Annotated in this window: 14 protein-coding genes; 3 read left to right on the top strand and 11 right to left on the bottom strand. The window is 74.5% G+C overall.

Annotated elements, in window-relative coordinates; all coding sequences use genetic code 11:
* Positions 1-489 precede the first annotated feature (489 nt).
* The gene (gene ileS, locus MXD62_RS15485; RefSeq protein ID WP_248829954.1) at positions 490-3,735 is read left to right on the top strand and encodes an isoleucine--tRNA ligase; all 3,246 of its coding nucleotides are present in this window, start codon (positions 490-492) and stop codon (positions 3,733-3,735) included.
* A gap of 95 nt (positions 3,736-3,830) precedes the next feature.
* On the opposite strand, the gene MXD62_RS15480 is transcribed toward ileS, so the two are convergent.
* From MXD62_RS15480 to ftsZ, 7 genes are all read right to left on the bottom strand, one after another.
* Positions 3,831-3,998, bottom strand: coding sequence for a hypothetical protein (locus MXD62_RS15480; RefSeq protein ID WP_165938600.1), 168 nt, complete (start codon positions 3,996-3,998; stop codon positions 3,831-3,833).
* A 6-nt stretch (positions 3,999-4,004) separates the two neighbouring features.
* Positions 4,005-5,069 carry a DivIVA domain-containing protein gene (locus MXD62_RS15475; RefSeq protein ID WP_248829953.1) on the bottom strand — a complete coding sequence of 355 codons (1,065 nt, stop codon included), beginning with the start codon at positions 5,067-5,069 and terminating at the stop codon, positions 4,005-4,007.
* Between the two features lie 94 nt (positions 5,070-5,163).
* Positions 5,164-5,418, bottom strand: coding sequence for a YggT family protein (locus MXD62_RS15470; RefSeq protein WP_020462564.1), 255 nt, complete (start codon positions 5,416-5,418; stop codon positions 5,164-5,166).
* 106 nt (positions 5,419-5,524) lie between these two features.
* Positions 5,525-6,082 carry a cell division protein SepF gene (locus MXD62_RS15465; RefSeq protein ID WP_071063794.1) on the bottom strand — a complete coding sequence of 186 codons (558 nt, stop codon included), beginning with the start codon at positions 6,080-6,082 and terminating at the stop codon, positions 5,525-5,527.
* Positions 6,083-6,092: 10 nt separating this feature from the next.
* The gene (locus MXD62_RS15460) at positions 6,093-7,052 is read right to left on the bottom strand and encodes a YggS family pyridoxal phosphate enzyme (RefSeq protein ID WP_248829952.1); all 960 of its coding nucleotides are present in this window, start codon (positions 7,050-7,052) and stop codon (positions 6,093-6,095) included.
* On the bottom strand, positions 7,049-7,723 hold the full coding sequence (gene pgeF / locus MXD62_RS15455) for a peptidoglycan editing factor PgeF (RefSeq protein WP_248829951.1): 675 nt from the start codon (positions 7,721-7,723) through the stop codon (positions 7,049-7,051). Before pgeF ends, MXD62_RS15460 begins: the two co-directional genes overlap by 4 nt.
* A 6-nt stretch (positions 7,724-7,729) precedes the next feature.
* Positions 7,730-9,358, bottom strand: coding sequence for a cell division protein FtsZ (gene ftsZ, locus MXD62_RS15450; protein WP_248829950.1), 1,629 nt, complete (start codon positions 9,356-9,358; stop codon positions 7,730-7,732).
* 306 nt (positions 9,359-9,664) lie between these two features.
* On the opposite strand from ftsZ, the gene murC (MXD62_RS15445) reads away from it, so the two are divergent.
* Together murC (MXD62_RS15445) and MXD62_RS15440 are read left to right on the top strand one after the other, a co-directional pair.
* Positions 9,665-11,305, top strand: a complete 1,641-nt coding sequence (gene murC, locus MXD62_RS15445) for a UDP-N-acetylmuramate--L-alanine ligase (RefSeq protein ID WP_248829949.1) — start codon at positions 9,665-9,667, stop codon at positions 11,303-11,305.
* A gap of 113 nt (positions 11,306-11,418) precedes the next feature.
* A complete protein-coding gene (locus MXD62_RS15440; protein ID WP_248829948.1) occupies positions 11,419-12,009 on the top strand; it encodes a nitroreductase/quinone reductase family protein in 591 nt (196 codons plus the stop codon).
* Between the two features lie 114 nt (positions 12,010-12,123).
* Here MXD62_RS15440 and murC (MXD62_RS15435) read toward each other — a convergent pair whose 3' ends face one another.
* The 4 genes from murC (MXD62_RS15435) to murD form a co-directional block, all read right to left on the bottom strand.
* On the bottom strand, positions 12,124-13,647 hold the full coding sequence (murC, locus tag MXD62_RS15435; protein WP_248829947.1) for a UDP-N-acetylmuramate--L-alanine ligase: 1,524 nt from the start codon (positions 13,645-13,647) through the stop codon (positions 12,124-12,126).
* 128 nt (positions 13,648-13,775) lie between these two features.
* A complete protein-coding gene (gene murG, locus MXD62_RS15430) occupies positions 13,776-14,906 on the bottom strand; it encodes an undecaprenyldiphospho-muramoylpentapeptide beta-N-acetylglucosaminyltransferase (RefSeq protein WP_112106092.1) in 1,131 nt (376 codons plus the stop codon).
* A gap of 135 nt (positions 14,907-15,041) precedes the next feature.
* The gene (gene ftsW / locus MXD62_RS15425; RefSeq protein ID WP_248829983.1) at positions 15,042-16,496 is read right to left on the bottom strand and encodes a putative lipid II flippase FtsW; all 1,455 of its coding nucleotides are present in this window, start codon (positions 16,494-16,496) and stop codon (positions 15,042-15,044) included.
* Positions 16,497-16,552: 56 nt separating this feature from the next.
* Positions 16,553-18,118 carry a UDP-N-acetylmuramoyl-L-alanine--D-glutamate ligase gene (gene murD / locus MXD62_RS15420; RefSeq protein WP_248829946.1) on the bottom strand — a complete coding sequence of 522 codons (1,566 nt, stop codon included), beginning with the start codon at positions 18,116-18,118 and terminating at the stop codon, positions 16,553-16,555.
* Between the last annotated feature and the right edge of the window lies 1 nt (position 18,119).

Genomic DNA, 18,119 nt, shown 5'->3' with positions numbered 1-18,119 from the left:
ACCACTGTACGGGTGCGATCTCACGGGTCACCCGCCCGCCGGCCGACCACCGGCCCGAGACGCGACCCGAGACCCGTTCTGAGTGCCCGCCCGGTACCGGGCACGGGTGCCGGTGATCCGCCGGCGATCCGCGGCCGCGATCGCCGTTGGCCGTCGGCTACGCTGGAAGCGCGGAAAGGCTTTGACGGGACGAGTAGCGGCAGGCGCAGTCGCAGCGAGCCGGGGGCGGTGCGAGCCCGGTGACCAGCGCGCCGTGAAGATCACCCTGAGCCGCCGGGAGAACAGGGCCGCGAGCCCCCAGTAGATCCGGCCGCCGCCGCATGACAAGAGTGGCCGCCCGGTCGCCGTCCGCGAGAGATCGCGGAGCGCACCCGGGCGCGCAAGGAGGGTGGTACCGCGGTACCTCGCGCCGCCACCGGCCCACGCCGGTGTGCGGCGAGGTGTCGTCCCTCCGCCGGAGTGCCCCACCGCCGACGGAGACCAGCCACGATGAGTACCCCCGACGCCCCGACGCCCGCGTTCCGCCCACTGCCCTCGCGGGTCGACCTGCCTGCCTTCGAGCGCGAGACGCTGGAGCGCTGGAAGGATTCCAAGGTCTTCCACCGCTCGCTGCAGGCCGGCGCAGACCGGCCGCTGTGGGTGTTCTACGAGGGCCCGCCGACCGCCAACGGCAAGCCGGGCGCCCACCACGTCGAGGCGCGGGTCTTCAAGGACCTCTTCCCCCGTTACAAGACGATGAAGGGCTACCACGTGCCCCGCCGGGCGGGCTGGGACTGCCACGGCCTGCCCGTCGAGCTCGCCGTCGAGAAGGAACTCGGCTTCACCAGCAAGAGCGACATCGAGGACTACGGCATCGCCGAGTTCAACGAGAGGTGCCGCGAGTCCGTCCTGCGCCACGTGGCCGACTTCTCCGCGATGACGGAGCGGATGGGCTACTGGGTCGACCTCGAAGGCGCCTACCGGACGATGGACACCTCGTACATCGAGAGCGTCTGGTGGTCCCTCAAGCAGATCTTCGACAAGGGCCTGCTCGTCGAGGACTTCCGGGTCACCCCGTACTGCCCCCGGGACGAGACGCCGCTGTCCGACCACGAGGTCTCCCAGGGCTACAGCGACACCGACGACCCGTCGGTCTACGTGCGGTTCCCGGTCGTCGAGGGCCCGCGCGGGCTGGCCGAGCACGGCGCGCACCTGCTGGTGTGGACGACCACCCCGTGGACGCTGGTCTCCAACACCGCGGTCGCCGTCCATCCCGAGGTCAGCTACGTGCTGGCCCGGGCCGCCGGCGGTGAACTGCTCGTCGTCGCCGAGCCGCTGCTGACCGCGGCCCTGGGCGAGGGCGCCGAGGTCGTCGAGCGTTTCACCGGCACCGAGCTCGCCGGCACCCGCTACGCCCGGCCGTTCGAGCTGGTCCCGCTGGAGCGGTTCGAGGAGGCGGCGGCGAAGACCGCCGTCGGCCGGGGCACCGGGACGTCCGCCCGCCCGCACTCGGTGGTCCTGGCGGACTACGTGACGACCACGGACGGCACCGGGCTCGTCCACCAGGCGCCCGCCTTCGGCGCCGAGGACCTCGCGGTCTGCCGCGCCAACGGCCTCGGCGTCGTCAACCCGGTCGGGCCGGACGGGCGCTTCCTGCCCGACGTGCCACTGGTCGGCGGGCTGTTCTTCAAGGACGCCGACGCTCCGCTGTCCGCGGATCTCACCGCGCGGGGCCTGATGTGGCGGGCGGCGACCTACACGCACAGCTACCCGCACTGCTGGCGCTGCCACACGCCGCTGATCTACTACCCGCTGCCGTCCTGGTACATCCGCACGACGGCCGTCCGCGAGCGCCTGCTCGCCGAGAACGCGCGGACGGACTGGCACCCCGAGCGCATCCGCGAGGGCCGCTACGGCGAGTGGCTGCGCAACAACGTCGACTGGGCGCTGTCCCGCAACCGGTACTGGGGCACCCCGCTGCCCGTCTGGCGGTGTGAGGCCGACCCGTCCCACCTGACCTGCGTCGGCTCGCTGGCGGAGCTCTCCGAGTTGACCGGCACGGACCACTCGACGCTCGACCCGCACCGCCCGTTCGTCGACGACGTGACCCTGCCGTGCCCCACCTGTGGGGAGACCGCCCGGCGGGTGCCCGAGGTCATCGACGTCTGGTACGACAGCGGCGCGATGCCGTTCGCCCAGTGGGGCGCCCCGCACCGCAACGCCGACGAGTTCGCGAAGCAGTACCCGGCGCAGTACATCTGCGAGGCGATCGACCAGACCCGGGGCTGGTTCTACACGCTCATGGCCGTGGGCACGCTGGTCTTCGACCGGTCGTCCTACGAGACCGTGCTGTGCCTGGGCCTGCTGCTCGACGCCGAGGGCCGCAAGATGAGCAAGCACGTGGGCAACGTGCTGGACCCGTTCGACCTGTTCGACCGGCACGGGGCGGACGCCGTCCGGTGGCTGATGCTGGCCGGCGGCTCACCGTGGTCGGACCGCCGGGTCAGCCACGAGTCGATCGAGGACATCGTCCGCAAGATCCTGCTCACCTACTGGAACACCGCGTCGTTCTTCGCGCTCTACGCGGGTGCGGCGGACTGGCGCCCGACCGGCGCCGACGGGTCGGGCGAGGGCGCCGCGGCCCCGGCCGAACGCCCGGTGCTGGACAGGTGGGCGCTCTCCGAGCTCGCCGACACCGTCGCCGAGGTGGACGCCGCCCTCGAGGGCTTCGACGCGCTGCGCGCCGGGCGCCGCATCGCCCGCTTCGTGGACGACCTGTCGAACTGGTACGTCCGGCGTTCCCGCCGCCGCTTCTGGGCGGGCGACCCGAACGCGCTGGCCACCCTCTACACCTGCCTGGACGGCCTGACCCGGGTGATGTCGCCGTTCACCCCGTTCCTGACCGACTGGCTGTGGTCCCGGCTGTTCGCCGGCATCCTGCCCGGCGCCCCGGACTCGGTGCACCTGGCCTCGTGGCCGCAGCTGCCGGCGGACCTCGTCGAGCCGGGCCTGGCCGAGCGGATGGACCTCGTGCGCCGGATCGTCGAGCTCGGCCGGGCGGCCCGGGCCGCCAGCGGGCTGCGCACCCGTCAGCCGCTGCCGCGCGCGGTGGTCGGCTCCTCAGCGTTCGACGACCTCTCGGCGGAGCTGCGCGCGCAGATCGCCGAGGAGCTCAACGTCGTCGCCGTCGAGGCCGCGACCTCGGACCTCGTCGACATCAGCGTGAAGCCGAACTTCCGGGCGCTGGGACGGCGCTTCGGCAACCGCACGAAGGCGGTCGCCGCCGCCGTCACCACCGCCGGGGCACCGGTGGACGGCCGGCTGACCGTCACCGTGGACGGCGAGCGCATCGAGCTCGGCGGTGAGGATCTGATCGTCACCGAGACGCCGCGTGAGGGCTGGTCGGTGACGAGTGAGTCGGGCCTGTCGGTCGCCCTCGACCTGACCGTCACCCCGGAGCTGGCCCGGACCGGGCTCGCCCGCGACGTGGTGCGCGTCCTGCAGGACGCGCGGCGGGCCGCGGGGTTGGAGATCACCGACCGGGTGGAGCTGCGCTGGGCCGCCGCCAAGGAGGAGACGGCGGCAGCGTTGCGTGAGCACGCGGCGACCGTCGCCGACGAGATCCTGGCCACAGTGTTCCAGGAGGCACCGGTCGAGCAGACGGCGGAGCCGGCCTGGCACCGGGGATCAGCCGCGGAGCTCGGCCTGACCTTCGCGCTGACCAGGACGACCCCCGCGCCGCCGACGGTTGGCTGACGGCCACCCGACTTCTCGCCCGCGCCGGTGGAGACCCCGCCGGCGCGGGCGCGGCGGCAACAGCCGTGGTTCCGCGGGACGCAGCGCGGCGAGGCCTAGGCCGGCGTCTTCTTCCCAGCGCGCCGCACAGCCGCGACGGGCAGCAGCACCGCGGCGAGGCAGACGACGATCAGTGACGTGTACGACCAGGTGGCCGCGCCGAACAGGCCGAGCACGGCCAGCACCGCGGCGATCACCACCAGGGCGCCGCTGATCATCACCATGCTGGCCTAGAACTCCTGCATGCCCGGAGCGTCGCGGCGGCCCGGGTCGAGATCCGGGCGCCCGCCGTGGCCGTTGCTCTCCCGCGCCAGCGTCGCGGCGCCCATCTGCGGGCCGCCCTGGAACGCCTGCGCTCCCACGTGCTGGGGCTGGGGCGGCTGGCCGCCACCGGTCTGCGCCATGCCGACGCTCGCGGGGGCCGGGGTGGGCGTCGGCGCGCCGGGGTTGAGCCCGGGGCGCGCCGGCATGCCCGGCCCGACGGCCGGCTGTGTGGGCATGCCGTCGAGGTCACGCAGCTGCATCTCCAGGTAGGCGCGCAGCCGCGTGCGGTACTCGCGCTCGAAGGCGCGGAGCTGCTCGACCTGGCCTTCGAGGCGGCGCTTGTCGTCCTCGAGCCCACCGAGCTGCTCGGCGACGTGCGCCCGGGCCTCACCGAGGATCCGGTCGGCGTCGGCGCGCGCCTCGCGGCGGGCCCGCTCCGACTCGGCTCGGGCCTCCCGCAGCGCCTCGTCGGCGGTCCGCTGGGCGAGCACGAGGGTCCGCGCGACGCGCTGCTCGATGTCGGCGTCGTTCTGGCCGCCGGCTCCCGGGCCCGTGCGGGCCGGGGCCTGACCGCCCCCGCCCACCAGCGCGGGCATGACCGCCGTCGGGCCACCGGACACCGGCGGACCACCGGGTGCGCCGGGACCACCAGGACCGCCGGGGGCGCCGAGACCGGGGCCGCCCGGACCTGCGCCAGGCGGGCCGGCGGGCATCGGGGGCCGCTCGCGGGCGGCCTGGGCCGCCTGCGCGGCCTGGGCCTGCGCCTGCGCCAACTGCCGGCGGGACTCCTCGAGCTGGCGGCGCAGCTGCTGGTTCTCGTCGAGGATCTGTGCCGGGACACCGGGACCGCCACCGCCGGACCGGCGGGCCTCGTCGAGCTGCCTGCGCAGGTCGCTGCTCTCGTCGAGCAGTCGCGTCAGCTCGGCCTCGACCTCATCAAGGAAGGTGTCGACCTCGTCCTCGTTGTAGCCCGTGCGAAACCTCGTCGGGCTGAAGACCTTGTTCTGAACATCCTGCGGTGTCAGCGCCACGTTGCCTCCTCGTGCGGCATCGCCGCTCCCCGAAGAGAGGGCGGTCTGCGGGCAGTCTGCCTTGCCCGCACTCGCGGTGTGCACACGACCTCAGTCACAGCCTCTGCGCATAGCTCTGCAAAACGACGATCACTATGAAGAGAAGCAGGAACCCGAGGTCAAGCGCAACGCTACCTACCCTCAACGGCGGAATGAACCGCCGAATCAATCGCAACGGAGGGTCAGTCGCCGTGTACACGATCTCGAAGAGCAGGACCAGGGGGCCGGTCGGCCGGAAGGAGCCGCTCAGCGCGAGCACCAGGTCGATGACCCACCGGGCGATCAGGAGCAGCAGGTAGGCCGTCAGCACCCAAAAGAGCAGAGTTCCAAGTGCGCTGATGGTGCTCTCTCCCGGGAGGACGAGGGGAAGTGGTGACGACCCTGCTGGATGATCTTACCCTGGCTACGACTGGTTACTACGACTGGTTGTAGAACCCACCCTCGCGGATGCGTCGCTTGTCTGTCTCGGTGACCTCGACGTTGTGCGGCGAGAGCAGGAAGACCTTGTTGGTCACCTTCTCGATGTCGCCGCGGAGCCCGAAGATCAGCCCTGCGGCGAAGTCGACCAGCCGCTTGGCGTCGACGTCGTCCATCTCGGTGAGGTTCATGATAACGGGGGTCCCGTCCCGGAACTCCTCACCGATCTGACGGGCCTCATTGTAGCTACGCGGCTGGAGCGTCGTGATCCGGTATGGCCGGGGCTCCTCGACGGGCGCTACGCGGCGCATCGGCGTCGGCACGGGGGGTCGCAGATGCTCCACCGGTGGGCGTCGCGGCATGGCGACAGGCTCCTCACGTGCATCGATCCGGCGGACCGACCGGTCAATCGGCACCGGGTCGAGCGTGGCCCGCCGATCGTCCCGGACGGCGCCTCGGACGGCGTCGTGACCGCCGTCGTCATAGTCGTCGTCGAGATAGTCCTCGTCCTCCTCGGCGAGCCCGAGGTAGACCATCGCCCTGCGACCGAGCCCCATGGGCGCGACTCTAAGGGACACCGTGCCGTTCACCGAACAAAGCGGTGCCGATCCGAAGGTGTGTCGCGCCCTCCGCGACCGCGTCCTCGAGATCACCGGACATCCCTGCGCTGACTAGCGTCGCCGCGGGATGTTCGGAACGAAGTCGGTCAGCTACCTCACGGAGTCGGGCGAAGGCCGGCCTGGCGGGTGCTCCGCGTGGCGCGACAGCCATCACACCCGCCAGAACAAGCCCTTCGGAGCCGGCGACGAGCTCGGCGAGCGCCGGCACGTCCGCGGGCAGGGCCCCGCCGCGAGCGCCGTCCACGGCCCCGGCGGTGGGCTCGTTTTCCCTGGTAGACAGGGCATTTCGCGCCGCGGGCACACCCGGTCCACCGACGGGCTCCGTAATGTCCAGATTGACCTGTATGCACACTGAAATCTGACGACCACGTGCCGTTGCTGCCCGGGAAAGGGCTTCGACCAGTCGCGCTCGGTCCACCGACTGCACGCAGTGCGCCCAGCCCGCCACGGCCCGGGCCTTGTTGCGCTGGAGCTGGCCGACGAAATGCCAGACCGGCACATCGGGCCCGGCGGCCGGCCCGAGGGTCGGACCCTGATCCACACGTGATGGACGCCATGCCCCCGACGTGTCGGCCAACGGACTCGATTCCCGGAAACGGTCATCATCGGACCACATCGTGTGCTCATCCGAGCCGCCCGCCGCGGCGGCGGCCAGCGCCAGCCGGACGGCCTCGGTCTTCGGCCCGGCCTCCTGCTCGCGGTTCTCCGCGAAGTGGCGGACACCCAGCGCGACCAGCACGAGGACGTCCTCGGCGGGTCGGGTCTTGCTGACGGCGATCAGGGTCAGCTCCGCCGGGTCGCGGCCGGCGTCCCGGGCCGCCACGGTGATCCGGTCACGGACGACTGTCAGCCGCTCGCGCAACTCGGCCAGCCGGCGCGGGTCCACCTCGCGCTCGAGGCCGCTCATGGCAGCCAGGCGAGGCCGGCGAACCGCCCGGTCCGCCCGTCGCGGCGGTACGAGTAGAGATCCCCCGACTCGGCGCTGCAACGATCGGATACCACAACACGGCCCACGCCGGCCGTCGCCAGCTGGGCACGCAGCCCGGCCCGGAGATCCAGCGCGGGCGTGCCCGCGCGGGTCTCCGACCCACTGCCCGGAACCCACCGCTGGACGTCGGCGCGCATGTCCGCGGGCACCTCGTAGCACCGCCCGCAGATCGCCGGGCCCAGCGTGACGTCGATCGACGAGCGGTCGACGCCGAGCTCGTCGAAGATCTTCAAGGTGGCCGCCAGCACGCCCGCCGCCATCCCCTGGCGGCCGGCGTGCGCGACGCCGACCGCCGCCGGCGACTCGAACATCACCGGCACGCAGTCGGCCACCAGCACCGCGAGCGCGACGCCGGCGGCGTCGGTGACCATGGCGTCGGCCTCGGGCGGCGGTCCGGGTGCCCGCACCAGGCTCACCTGGGCCCCGTGCACCTGCCGCATGAACTGGACCGGGCGGCCGACCCGGGACGCGAGCAGCCGCCGGTTCACGCTGACCGCCTCCGGATCATCACCCACGTGGTCACCGAGGTTGAGCCCCGCGTACGGCGGCATGCTCGTGCCGCCGTCACGCGAGGTCACCAGGACGGGCATCGCCGCCTACTTGAGGAAATCCGGAACGTCCAGCTCGTCGTCGTCGGCCACCGGGCGGACGGGGCGGCGCGGCGGGTAGGTCGGGCGCGGGCCGGGACGGGCCGGCTCCGGGCCACGGCCGGCCTGCGGCGGAGCCCCGCCGGCCGGAGCGGCTCCCGGCGCGCCCGGGGCCCCGCCGGGAGCGGCCCCGGCGTGCCCGAGCCCGGCACGGGGCATGCCCTGGGCCGCGGCGGCGTGGGCCGGAGCGGCGTGGGCCGGAGCAACGTGCCCGGGAGCCGGGTGGCCGGTGCCCGGTACGCCGGCAGCCGGCGCGGAGCGGGCGTAACCGCCCTCCCCGGCCGTGTCCGGGTGCTCCCGGCGGGGCGGCCCGCCCATGGGCCGCTGGTCGCCGGCGGACCCGACCGCCGGCGCGCCGGCCTGGCTCGGGGCGCGGTCGTCGGGCAGCGGGTCCGGCACGTAGTGCCCGACCTGCTGGCTCGTCGGCGGCAGGTAGGTCGAGTGGGCCGGCGCGGGCCGTGGCGGCGCCGGCACGTTCGGGATCGGCGGCAGCGCCGTGGTGTTCGGCGCGCCGCCCGGGCCCGGCTGGGCCGCCGGCTGGCCGGGGGCACCCGGCTGCGGCGGGCCGCCGGCCGCGCCACCCGGCCCCGGTGGTCGGCGCTGGGTGGCGAGCGTGCGGGTCCGTCGGTCCTGCACGGTGTCGAACCCGGCGGCGATCACGGTGACCCGTACCTCGTCGCCGAGGGCGTCGTCGATCACCGCACCGAAGATGATGTTCGCCTCGGGATGGGCCGCGTCGGCGACCAGCTCGGCCGCGGCGTTGATCTCGAACAGACCGAGGTCGGACCCACCGGAGATGTTCAGCAGGACGCCCTGTGCGCCGTCCATGCTGGCCTCCAGCAGGGGAGAGGCGATGGCCTGTTCGGCGGCGACCGTGGCCCGGTCGTCACCCCGCGCCCGGCCGATGCCCATCAGGGCGCTGCCGGCGTGCGACATGACCGTCTTGACGTCGGCGAAGTCGAGGTTGATCAGACCAGGGGTGGTGATGAGGTCGGTGATGCCCTGGACACCGGAGAGCAGCACCTGGTCTGCGCTGCGGAAGGCGTCCAGGACGCTGATGTCGCGATCGGTCATCGCGAGCAGGCGGTCGTTCGGGATGACGATGAGGGTGTCAACCTCATTGCGGAGGGTGTCGATGCCTGTGTCGGCCTGGGTCGCGCGGCGGCGGCCCTCGAAGGTGAACGGGCGCGTCACCACACCGATCGTCAGCGCGCCGAGCGAGCGGGCCACGTTGGCGACGACGGGAGCGCCACCGGTGCCGGTGCCACCGCCCTCACCCGCGGTCACGAAGACCATGTCGGCCCCCTTGAGGACCTCCTCGATCTCCTCGCGGTGATCCTCGGCGGCCTGGCGGCCGACCTCCGGGTCGGCACCGGCCCCCAGGCCACGGGTGAGTTCACGGCCGACGTCGAGCTTGACGTCGGCATCGCTCATCAACAGCGCCTGGGCGTCGGTGTTGATGGCGATGAACTCGACACCCTTTAGCCCGACTTCGATCATCCGGTTGACGGCGTTTACGCCGCCTCCGCCTATCCCGACGACCTTGATGACCGCGAGATAGTTCTGGGGGGCTGCCATGCGGTGTCGGTCCTCCAGCGGCGTCGGTGGGCGAGCAGGGGGGCTCCCCGGCTCCGTTAGCCCGCGGTCTTACGACCGATTGGAGCGGGGAAGCAGCCGAGCAGCCTCAACCTTCACCGTCAGCTAGACGGTTACAGTTATGTCAACTTCCGACTGTGGATCGGACAGTAGGCACGGCTTCGTCGGTGGTCAAGGACGCTGGCGGCGCGTCACACGGATGGGATTCGCGTCCCCTTCGTCACACCGGTCCCGGCTCGCCCGGGGCACCTCCGCCGAACCCCTGCCCTGTGGTGTGTACTGCGTGGCGTGACCGGACCGCACTCCGACGACGCCCCGGCCGCCCCAGCAGGCCCGGCCGCCGCGCCGCCGCCCGTCGTCCCCGATCCCCGTGACCGCCCCGAGCGGGTCCGGCGGGTCCACTTCCTCGGCATCGGCGGCGCCGGGCTGTCACCCCTCGCCCAGATCCACCTGGCCGCCGGCGGTCAGGTCTCCGGCAGCGACCAGGAGTACTCACCGCGGGTCGCCATGCTGCGTGAGCTGGGGGTCCCCGTCCGGGTCGGCCCCGCCACCGACGCGGCGGCGCTGGCCGCCGAGCTGTCCGCGGCGGACGTCGTCGTGGCCTCCAGCGCGCTGCGTGACGACCACCCGGAGATCATCGCCGCCCGCGAGCTCGGCATCCCCGTCCGGCGGCGCTCGGACTGGCTGCCGGAGCTGACCGCGCCCTACCGGCTCGTGGCGGTCGCCGGCTCACACGGCAAGACCACCACCGCGGCGATGCTGACCCTGGTGCTCGCGGCCGGCGGCGCCGACCCGACCGCGGTCATCGGTGCCGATGTGGCCCAGTTGGGCGGCAGCGCCGTGACCGGACAGGGCGACGTGTTCGTCCTGGAGGCGGACGAGTACGGCGGCGCGTTCGCCGGGCTGGACCCGGAGCTCGCGGTGATCACCAACGTCGAGTGGGAGCATCCGGACCTCTTCCCGGACGAGGCCTCGGTGCGCGCGGTGTTCGCCGACTTCGCGGCCCGGGTCCGCCCGGGCGGGCGGCTGGTCGTCTGCGGCGACCATCCCGGCGTCGCCGCGGTGCTCGCCGAACTCGACCGGCGGACCGAACCCGACCGGCGCGCCGACGCGCCGCGGGCCCGGGTGGTCGACTACGGCTTCGCCCCCGGGCGGACGTGGCGGGCGGTGGACTACGTCCCACTGCCCGGCGGCGGCTCCACCTCGACCGTGCTGCGCGACGGGAACCGGGTCGGCGAGCTCACCCTGGCGCTGCCCGGCCCCCACATCGCCCTGGACGCCCTCGCCGCCCTCGCCACGGCCGCCGAGCTGGGGGTGCCGCCCACGGACGCCCTGAGGACGCTGGGGACGTACGCGGGCGCGGCCCGGCGCTTCGACGTCGTGGGCCGGGCGAGCGCGCCCGGCGGCACCCGCGTGGAGATCGTCGACGACTACGCGCACCACCCGACCGAGATCCGCGCCACCCTGCGCGCGGCCCGCGACCGCGCCGCCGGCCGGCAGGTCTGGGCGGTCGCGCAGCCGCACACGTTCAGTCGCCTCGCCGCGCTGCTCGACGACTTCGCGACGGCCTTCGGCGACGCCGACCGCGTCTACGTGACCGACGTGTACGCCGCGCGCGAGACCGACAACCTGGGCCTGCACGCGTCCGACCTCGCCGGGCGGATCAGGCGGCCGGCCGCCGCCGGCTACGTGGCCTGGCCCGACCTGCCGGGCCGGCTCGTCGCCGACCTCGCCGATCTCGGCGGCCGCGGGGATCTCGGCGACGCGGCGGCCGGCGGCACGCACGGCGTCATGCTGCTCACCCTCGGCGCCGGAACGATCACCACGCTCGGCCCGCGCCTGCTGGACCTGCTCGCCGCCGGCGGCACCGACGCACTTTCCGGGAGCAGCCGGGCGGGCGACCAGGACGCGACGGGCCTGCCGACCTGACCCTGCGGGGCGGTGCGCGGAGTCGATGGTTGACTGCGCCGCGTGACATTCTCCGGTGAACGAACACTCCCCCCTCCCGGCGGGTGCCCCGACGGCAAGGGTGAGGACCGACGATGACCGAAACTCGAGACCCACGCAGCCGCGGATTCGACTTCAGGGTGGTCAACCAGGCGGTGATCGCCGAGTACCGGGCCAACGGCGGCAGGCTGGAGAAGACCCTGTCCGGCTCCCGGCTCCTGCTGCTGACAACCGTCGGCGAGCGCACCGGACGCCCGCACACCACCCCGCTGGGCTACGTCGTGGACGGCCACCCGGCGCCCGGCGCCCCTGACGCCCCGCCGAACGCTCTGGACGTCACTCGGGACGGCCCCCACGCCACGCCGGCCGGCCCGCACGCCACGCCGGACAGCCTGAACGCCAGGCCGGACGGCCCGGATCGGGACATCCCGGCCCGGCGCCTCGTCGTCTACGCCTCGAACATGGCCGCAGCGGCGCACCCGCAGTGGTACCGGAACCTGCTGGCGCACCCGAAGGTCACCGTGGAGCTGGACGCCGACCGGTTCGACGCGGAGGCGTCCACCGCCGTCGGGGCCGAGCGCGAGCGCCTGTACGCGGCGCTGGTGGACGGCATGCCGGGGCTGCGCACCCATCAGGAGCAGACGACCCGCGAGATCCCGGTCGTCGTCCTCGCCGCGCTGCGCTGACCGCCCCCGGCCGGCAGCGCTTCGAAACGAAGTGTGGCGGCTGGGTGAGTCCATGGACTCACCCGGCCGCCACACTTCTGCGATGGATCGTCAGACCGGGGCTGGGGGCCTGGGTCAGCCCGGCAGGGCCGACCGTTCGGCCAGCAGGCGCAGCAGCTCCGGGCCGACCTGCGTCACGTCGCCGGCGCCGAGTGTCATGACCAGGTCGCCCGGCCGTGCCAGATCCATCAGCACGCCCGGGACGGCCGACCACGACGGCTCGTACACGACCCGCGCTGCCCCGGCCCGGGTGGCCGCGGCGACCCGGGCACCACCCGCGCCCGGCTCGGGCTGCTCCCCGGCGCCGTAGACGTCCATCACCACGACCGCGTCAGCCGAGCCCAGCGCGGCACCGAACCGGTCGGCGAGCAGGGCCGTGCGGCTGTACAGATGCGGCTGGAACGCGACGACGACCCGGCCGCCGCCGGCAGCCGCCCGCGCCGCCTCGACCGCGGCGGCCACCCGGTCCGGGTGGTTGGCGTAGTCGTCGACCACCCGCACCCCGCCCGCCGACCCGAGCGGCTGGAAGCGGCGGCGGACCCCGGCGAACTCGGCCAGCCCGGCCAGCAGGCCGGCCGGTGGGGCGCCCAGGGCGATCCCGGCGGCCAGGGCCGCCGCGGCGTCCAGGAGGTGGTGCCGGCCGGGGACCCGCAGCGACAACCGGCCCAGCCGGACGCCATGGACGACGACCTCCGCGCTGGTGCCCGCGATCGAGATCTCCTCGGCGACGAGCCGGACGTCCGCCGACGGCCCGAACCCGTACCCCGTCAGCCACGGCCGGCCCGCCCGCGCGGTGCCCTGCCCGCCTGTGGTGCTGTGCGCGGCGGCGTCCGCCGGGCGCCCGTCCGGGCCGCCGGCCCGGCGCCACCGGTCGGCGTGATCGGCCGCCGCCGTGGCGAGCGCCCAGCCGGCCGTGTCGTCCACGCAGGCGACCAGGAAGCCGCCCGGGTCGACCCGGCGCAGGAACGTCGCGAACGAGGCGGCGAGCGCGGGCATCGTCCGGTAGTGGTCGAGATGTTCGGCGGCCACCCCGGTCAGCACCGCGCCGTACGGCTGGAGCTGCCAGAACGCGCCGACGTCCTCGTCCGCCTCGACGACCATCAGCTCGGAGCTGCCCGCGTGGGTGTGCGAACCGGCCTCGCCCGGATCGCCGCCGACCGCGAATGTCGGGTCCTCACCGCAGGCCTGCAGGGCGGCGGTGAGCATCATCGCCACCGTGGTCTTGCCGTGCGAGCCCGCGACCGCGACGCCCCGGTGCCCGGCCATCAGCCCGGCGAGCGCGGCGGAGCGGGTCAGCACACGCAGCTCGCGCCGGCGCGCCTCGGCGAGCTCCGGGTCGTCGGTCGGCACCGCGGGCGCGACGACGACGAGCTCGACCCCGTCGAGCCGCGACGCGTCGAAACTGTCCGGGCCGTTGCCCACCGTGATCGGGATGCCGAGCGCGCGCAGCGACGCCAGCCGCCGGGATTCGACCGCGTCGCTGCCGGTGACTGTCGCGCCCCGCGCGACCAGCAGCCGCGCCAGACCGCTCATGGCGATCCCGCCGATGCCGACGAGGTGGACCCGCCGCCAGCCCTCCGGAAGATCTCGCGCCGTCACGTCGCCATCCTGCCGCAGTGCCGCGCACGGGCGTGCGCCGGACCCACACGCGCCGGACCCACGCGCGCCGGGCTCAGGTGCGCCGGACTCAGGTGCGGCACGGGCGGGGAGGCGCTGGCCACGGTCGCTCAGTTCGCCGCGTGCCTCGGCCGGGCCCGCCTGCGGGTCGGCTCGGCCAGCCGGATCATCGCGACGATCGCGCGGGCGGCGTCCGGGTGGCCCGTGCCGGCGCAGGCCGCGGACATCTTCCCCAGCCGCTCGGCCGAGGTCAGCACCGGGAGCAGGTTGGCCGCCAGCCAGCCGGGGCTCAGCTCTGCGTCGTCCACCAGCAGGCCGCCGCCGGCCTCCACCGTCGGCAGCGCGTTGCGGCGCTGCTCGCCGTTGCCGTGCGGCAGCGGTACGTACACCGCCGGCAGGCCGACCGCCGCGAGCTCGGCGCACGTCATCGCGCCGGAGCGGCACAGGCTCATGTCGGCGGCCGCGTAGGCGGAGGGGATGTGGTCCAGGTAGGGCACCGCCCGGTAGGGCGCGGCCAGCCCGGCGGGCAGCGCGGCGGCGACCTCCTCGTAGTTCTTCGGCCCGGTGGCGTGCAACACCTGCACGCCCGAGCCGGTCAGCTCCCGCGCGGCGCCGACCATCGCGGTGTTCAGCGAGCGGGCGCCCTGCGACCCCCCGAAGACGAGCAGGGTCGGGCGGTGGGCGTCCAGGCCGTAGCGGGCCCGCGCCGCGCGCGCCGCCGGCGCCGAGCGGTCCAGGGTGAGGATCTCCGCGCGCAGCGGAATCCCGGTGAGGGTGGACCCGCGCAGCGGGGTGCTGGGGTAGGAGGTGGCCACGAACGGCGTGAGCCGCGCCCCCAGCCGGTTCGCGAGGCCGGGCAGCGGGTTGGCCTCGTGCACGACGATCGGCACCCCCAGGCGGCGCGCGGCCACGTAGGCGGGCACGGCGACGTAGCCACCGAAGCCCACCACGACGTCCGCCCGCACCTCGCGCAGCGTGGCGCGCGCCGCGCCGACGGCGGCGGCCAGCCGTTTCGGCACCGTGAGCAGCGCCGGCGAGGGGCGCCGGGGCATCGGTACCTTCGGCACGGTCGCCAACTCGTAGCCGCGGGCCGGGACGAGTTTCGCCTCCAGCCCGGTCTCGGTACCGAGCAGGGTCACCCGGATCCTGGGGTCGTCCGCGCGCAACGCGTCGGCGACCGCGAGGGCCGGTTCCACATGGCCGGCAGTTCCGCCGCCGGCGAGCAGCACACTTCGCAACATCGGCCCTGACGATTCCACATCTCGGCGGCGCGCACGCAACATGGTCGGCCGAACACGCGGGCGGATCGGCCGACCACACGGACGCCTCGACCCGGCCGCTCGGACCGCCGTTCCGGGGGTCCGAGCTCGACCGTTCTAGACCGCCGCCTCGGGAGTCTCGGCCCGCGCGGCGCGGCGGCGGCGCAGCCACCCCCGACCAGCGCGCCCCGCACGCGCCGCGCGGCGCGCCTCGGCGCGCGCCGCGAGGTAGACGACGGCATCCGGCTCGCGGCGGGCGAAGGCCAGCAGCATGCCCAGCGCGCCCATCGTCGGCAGCAGCGCCGATCCGCCGAAGGACACCAGCGGCAGGGTCACCCCGGTGATCGGCAGCAGTCCGACGACCGCGCCCATGTTCACCACCGCCTGGGCGATGATCCAGGCGGTGACCGCCGTGGCGGCCAGCCGGATGAACAGGTCGTCGCTGCGGTGCGCGATCCGCAGGCCCGCGTAGCCCAGGACGCCGAACAGCGTGACGGTCACCAGGCTCCCGAGCAGGCCGAGCTCCTCGCCGATGATCGCGAGGATGAAGTCGGTGTGCACGGCGGGCAGCAGGTCCGGCCATTTCTCCTTCGAGGCGCCCAGCCCCTCCCCCCACCAGCCGCCGGACGACAGCGCGTAGATGCCGTGGACGGCCTGGAAGCCGGTTCTGTTCGGGTCGGCGAAGGGATCCCGGAAGGACATCAGCCGTTCCAGCCGGTACGGCGCGCTGATCGCCAGGACGCTGGCGCCGGCGACCATGCCGCCGAGCAGCCCGGCGTAGATCCGCAGCGGGGTGCCGATCACCCAGAGCACCGCCAGCGGCACCACGGTGACGCAGATCGAACCGCCCAGATCGGGCTCGAGCATGAGCAGCAGGTCGATGAACAGGAAGCCGGGCACCACCGGGATGAGCAGGTGCTTCCAGTTGACCAGCAGGCGACGCTTGCGGACCAGGACGTCCGAGCACCACAGCACGAGGGTGATCTTGGCGAACTCGCTCGGCTGCAGGGTGTACGGGCCGATCGGGATCCACTGCCGCGAACCGTTCTCGACGTGCCCGATCCCCGGGACGAGCACCGCCATCAACAGCAGGACGGTCACGCCCAGCAACGGGTAGGCGGCGGCCCGGAAGACCCGGATCGGCAGGCGGCTCGCGACCAGCAGCAGCGGGATGCCGATGCCGGCCCACGTCGCCTGCCGCAGGAACAGCGTGTAGGCCGAGCCGAAGTCCTGGAAGGACCGCGGGGCGGACGCCGAGAGCACCATGACCAGGCCGAGCAGCAGCAGCAGGCCAGCGGAGGAGAGCAGCAGGTAGTACGAGGCCAGCGGGCGGTCGAGGATGGGCGTGCGGGGGTCGCCGACCCAGCCCCGCCTGGCGCCGGTGGTCTCCGGCCCGCCGGTGCCGGGGCTCGGGCCGCCGGCGCCGGCCGCGTCGGTGGCGGTCTCGGAGCCCGCCGCGCCGGCCCCGCCCGCGTTGGTCGTGCCCGCCCCCGTGCGGCCCGCGGGAGTGCTCCCCGCGGGCCTCGACCCGGCTACGGCCGTCCCCGTTCCGGTGGTTCGCGCACCCGTCATGCGCTCGCTCACGCTCCCCCTCTCCGGTGCCGCGCTGGGAGGGAGAGCGCCGGCGGTCAGCCTCCCCGCGCTCGCACGGCCGCGGCGAACAGGTCGCCGCGCTCCGCGTAGTCACGGAACATGTCCATCGACGCCGCCGCGGGCGCCAGCAGCACGGTGTCGCCCGGTGCCGCGAGCTTCGCGGCGGCCTCCACCGCATCGTCCATGCCCGCGGCCCGTTCCACGGGGACATCGGGGGCGTGTCGGGCGAGAGCCGCGGCCACCTCGTCGGCGCACTGGCCGATCAGGACCACCGCGCGCAGCCCGCGACGGGCCGAGACAACGAGATCGTCGAACTCAAGGCCCTTGTTCAGACCGCCCGCGATCCACACCACCGACGGGTAGGCGCGCAGCGACGCCGCGGCGGCATGCGGGTTGGTGGCCTTGCTGTCGTCGACATAGCGGACGCCGCCGCGCCGGCCGACGGTGACGTTGCGGTGCGCGCCGGGCCGGAACGACGCGAGCGCCGCGCCGATGGCCGCCGGGTCCACCCCGTCGGCGCGGGCCAGCGCGGCGGCGGCCAGCGCGTTGGCGATGTTGTGCGATCCCAGCTCAGCGCCGGTGGCGAAGCCGGGGAAGCGGTCGTCCCGGAACTGGCCGCCGCCGAACGGGCCCGGCCCGCCGCCGGTCCCGGCCGCGCCGGCCCGGGCGCCGCCCGCCACGGCGCCGCCGACCCTGCCGCCGGCCGGCCCGCCGCCGGTGATGCCGGTGGCGGGCGGGCGCCGCCCGGGTGAGCGGCCGGCCGCGCCGAGATCGGCCACGGCGATCAGCCGCCCGCCGGAGAAGGCCCGGTCGACCAGGTACCCGTTCACGACGGTCAGGTCGGGCCGTGGGGTGGCGTTCGGGTCCAGCCCGAAGGTGACCCGCCGGCCCGGCGCCCGCGACAGCAGCTCCAGGCTCACGGGGTCGTCCACGTTGCCGACGGCGACGGTGTGCGGGGCCGCCCAGATCCGCGCCTTCGCCGCCGCGTAGGCGTCGGCTCCGCCGTGCCAGTCGAGATGGTCCGGCGCGACGTTGAGGATCACCGCCGCGCGCGGGGCGACGGTGGAGGTGTAGTGCAGCTGGAAACTGGACAGCTCGACGGCGAGCGCGTCGTAGGGCGGCCGGGTCTCGACGGCCGCCACGATGGGCGTGCCGATGTTGCCGGCTGTGGTGGCGCGCCGCCCCCCGGCGACGAGCATCGCGCCGAGCATCTCGGTCGTGGTGGTCTTGCCGTTCGTGCCGGTGACCGCGAGCCACCGGGACAGCCCGCGCCACCGCCAGGCGAGCTCCACCTCGCCCCACACCGGTACCCCGGCGGCTTCTGCCGCCCGCAGCAGCGGCGTGTCCGGTGGGACACCCGGCGAGGTCACGACGAGCGACGCCGCCCCGGCCTCGGCCGGCAGGCCGCCGAGCCGGACCTCGATTCCCTCCGCCCGCAGCCGCTCGGCGGCGGCGCGCTGGCCCGGGCCGTCGGCCGCGTCCACCACGACCACCCGGGCGCCGCGGGCCGCCAGCGCACCGGCCGCCGCGGCGCCGGAGACGCCCACTCCGACGACCGTGACCTGAGCGCCGGCGAGCACCGGTGTGGCGGAAGTACTCATG

Source organism: Frankia sp. Mgl5 (assembly GCF_023242985.1).
Lineage (GTDB): Bacteria > Actinomycetota > Actinomycetes > Frankiales > Frankiaceae > Parafrankia > Parafrankia soli.
Note: the sequence above shows the minus strand (reverse complement) of the source record. Positions and strands in the feature narration are given on the sequence as shown.

What these genes read in the sequence shown, in the direction of transcription:
- ileS (WP_248829954.1), top strand. Translation starts at nt 490, where the DNA reads ATGAGTACCCCCGACGCCCCGACGCCCGCGTTCCGCCCACTGCCCTCG.
- MXD62_RS15480 (WP_165938600.1), bottom strand. Translation starts at nt 3,998, where the DNA reads ATGGTGATGATCAGCGGCGCCCTGGTGGTGATCGCCGCGGTGCTGGCC.
- MXD62_RS15465 (WP_071063794.1), bottom strand. Translation starts at nt 6,082, where the DNA reads ATGGGGCTCGGTCGCAGGGCGATGGTCTACCTCGGGCTCGCCGAGGAG.
- MXD62_RS15460 (WP_248829952.1), bottom strand. Translation starts at nt 7,052, where the DNA reads ATGAGCGGCCTCGAGCGCGAGGTGGACCCGCGCCGGCTGGCCGAGTTG.
- pgeF (WP_248829951.1), bottom strand. Translation starts at nt 7,723, where the DNA reads ATGCCCGTCCTGGTGACCTCGCGTGACGGCGGCACGAGCATGCCGCCG.
- ftsZ (WP_248829950.1), bottom strand. Translation starts at nt 9,358, where the DNA reads ATGGCAGCCCCCCAGAACTATCTCGCGGTCATCAAGGTCGTCGGGATA.
- MXD62_RS15440 (WP_248829948.1), top strand. Translation starts at nt 11,419, where the DNA reads ATGACCGAAACTCGAGACCCACGCAGCCGCGGATTCGACTTCAGGGTG.
- murG (WP_112106092.1), bottom strand. Translation starts at nt 14,906, where the DNA reads ATGTTGCGAAGTGTGCTGCTCGCCGGCGGCGGAACTGCCGGCCATGTG.
- ftsW (WP_248829983.1), bottom strand. Translation starts at nt 16,496, where the DNA reads ATGACGGGTGCGCGAACCACCGGAACGGGGACGGCCGTAGCCGGGTCG.
- murD (WP_248829946.1), bottom strand. Translation starts at nt 18,118, where the DNA reads ATGAGTACTTCCGCCACACCGGTGCTCGCCGGCGCTCAGGTCACGGTC.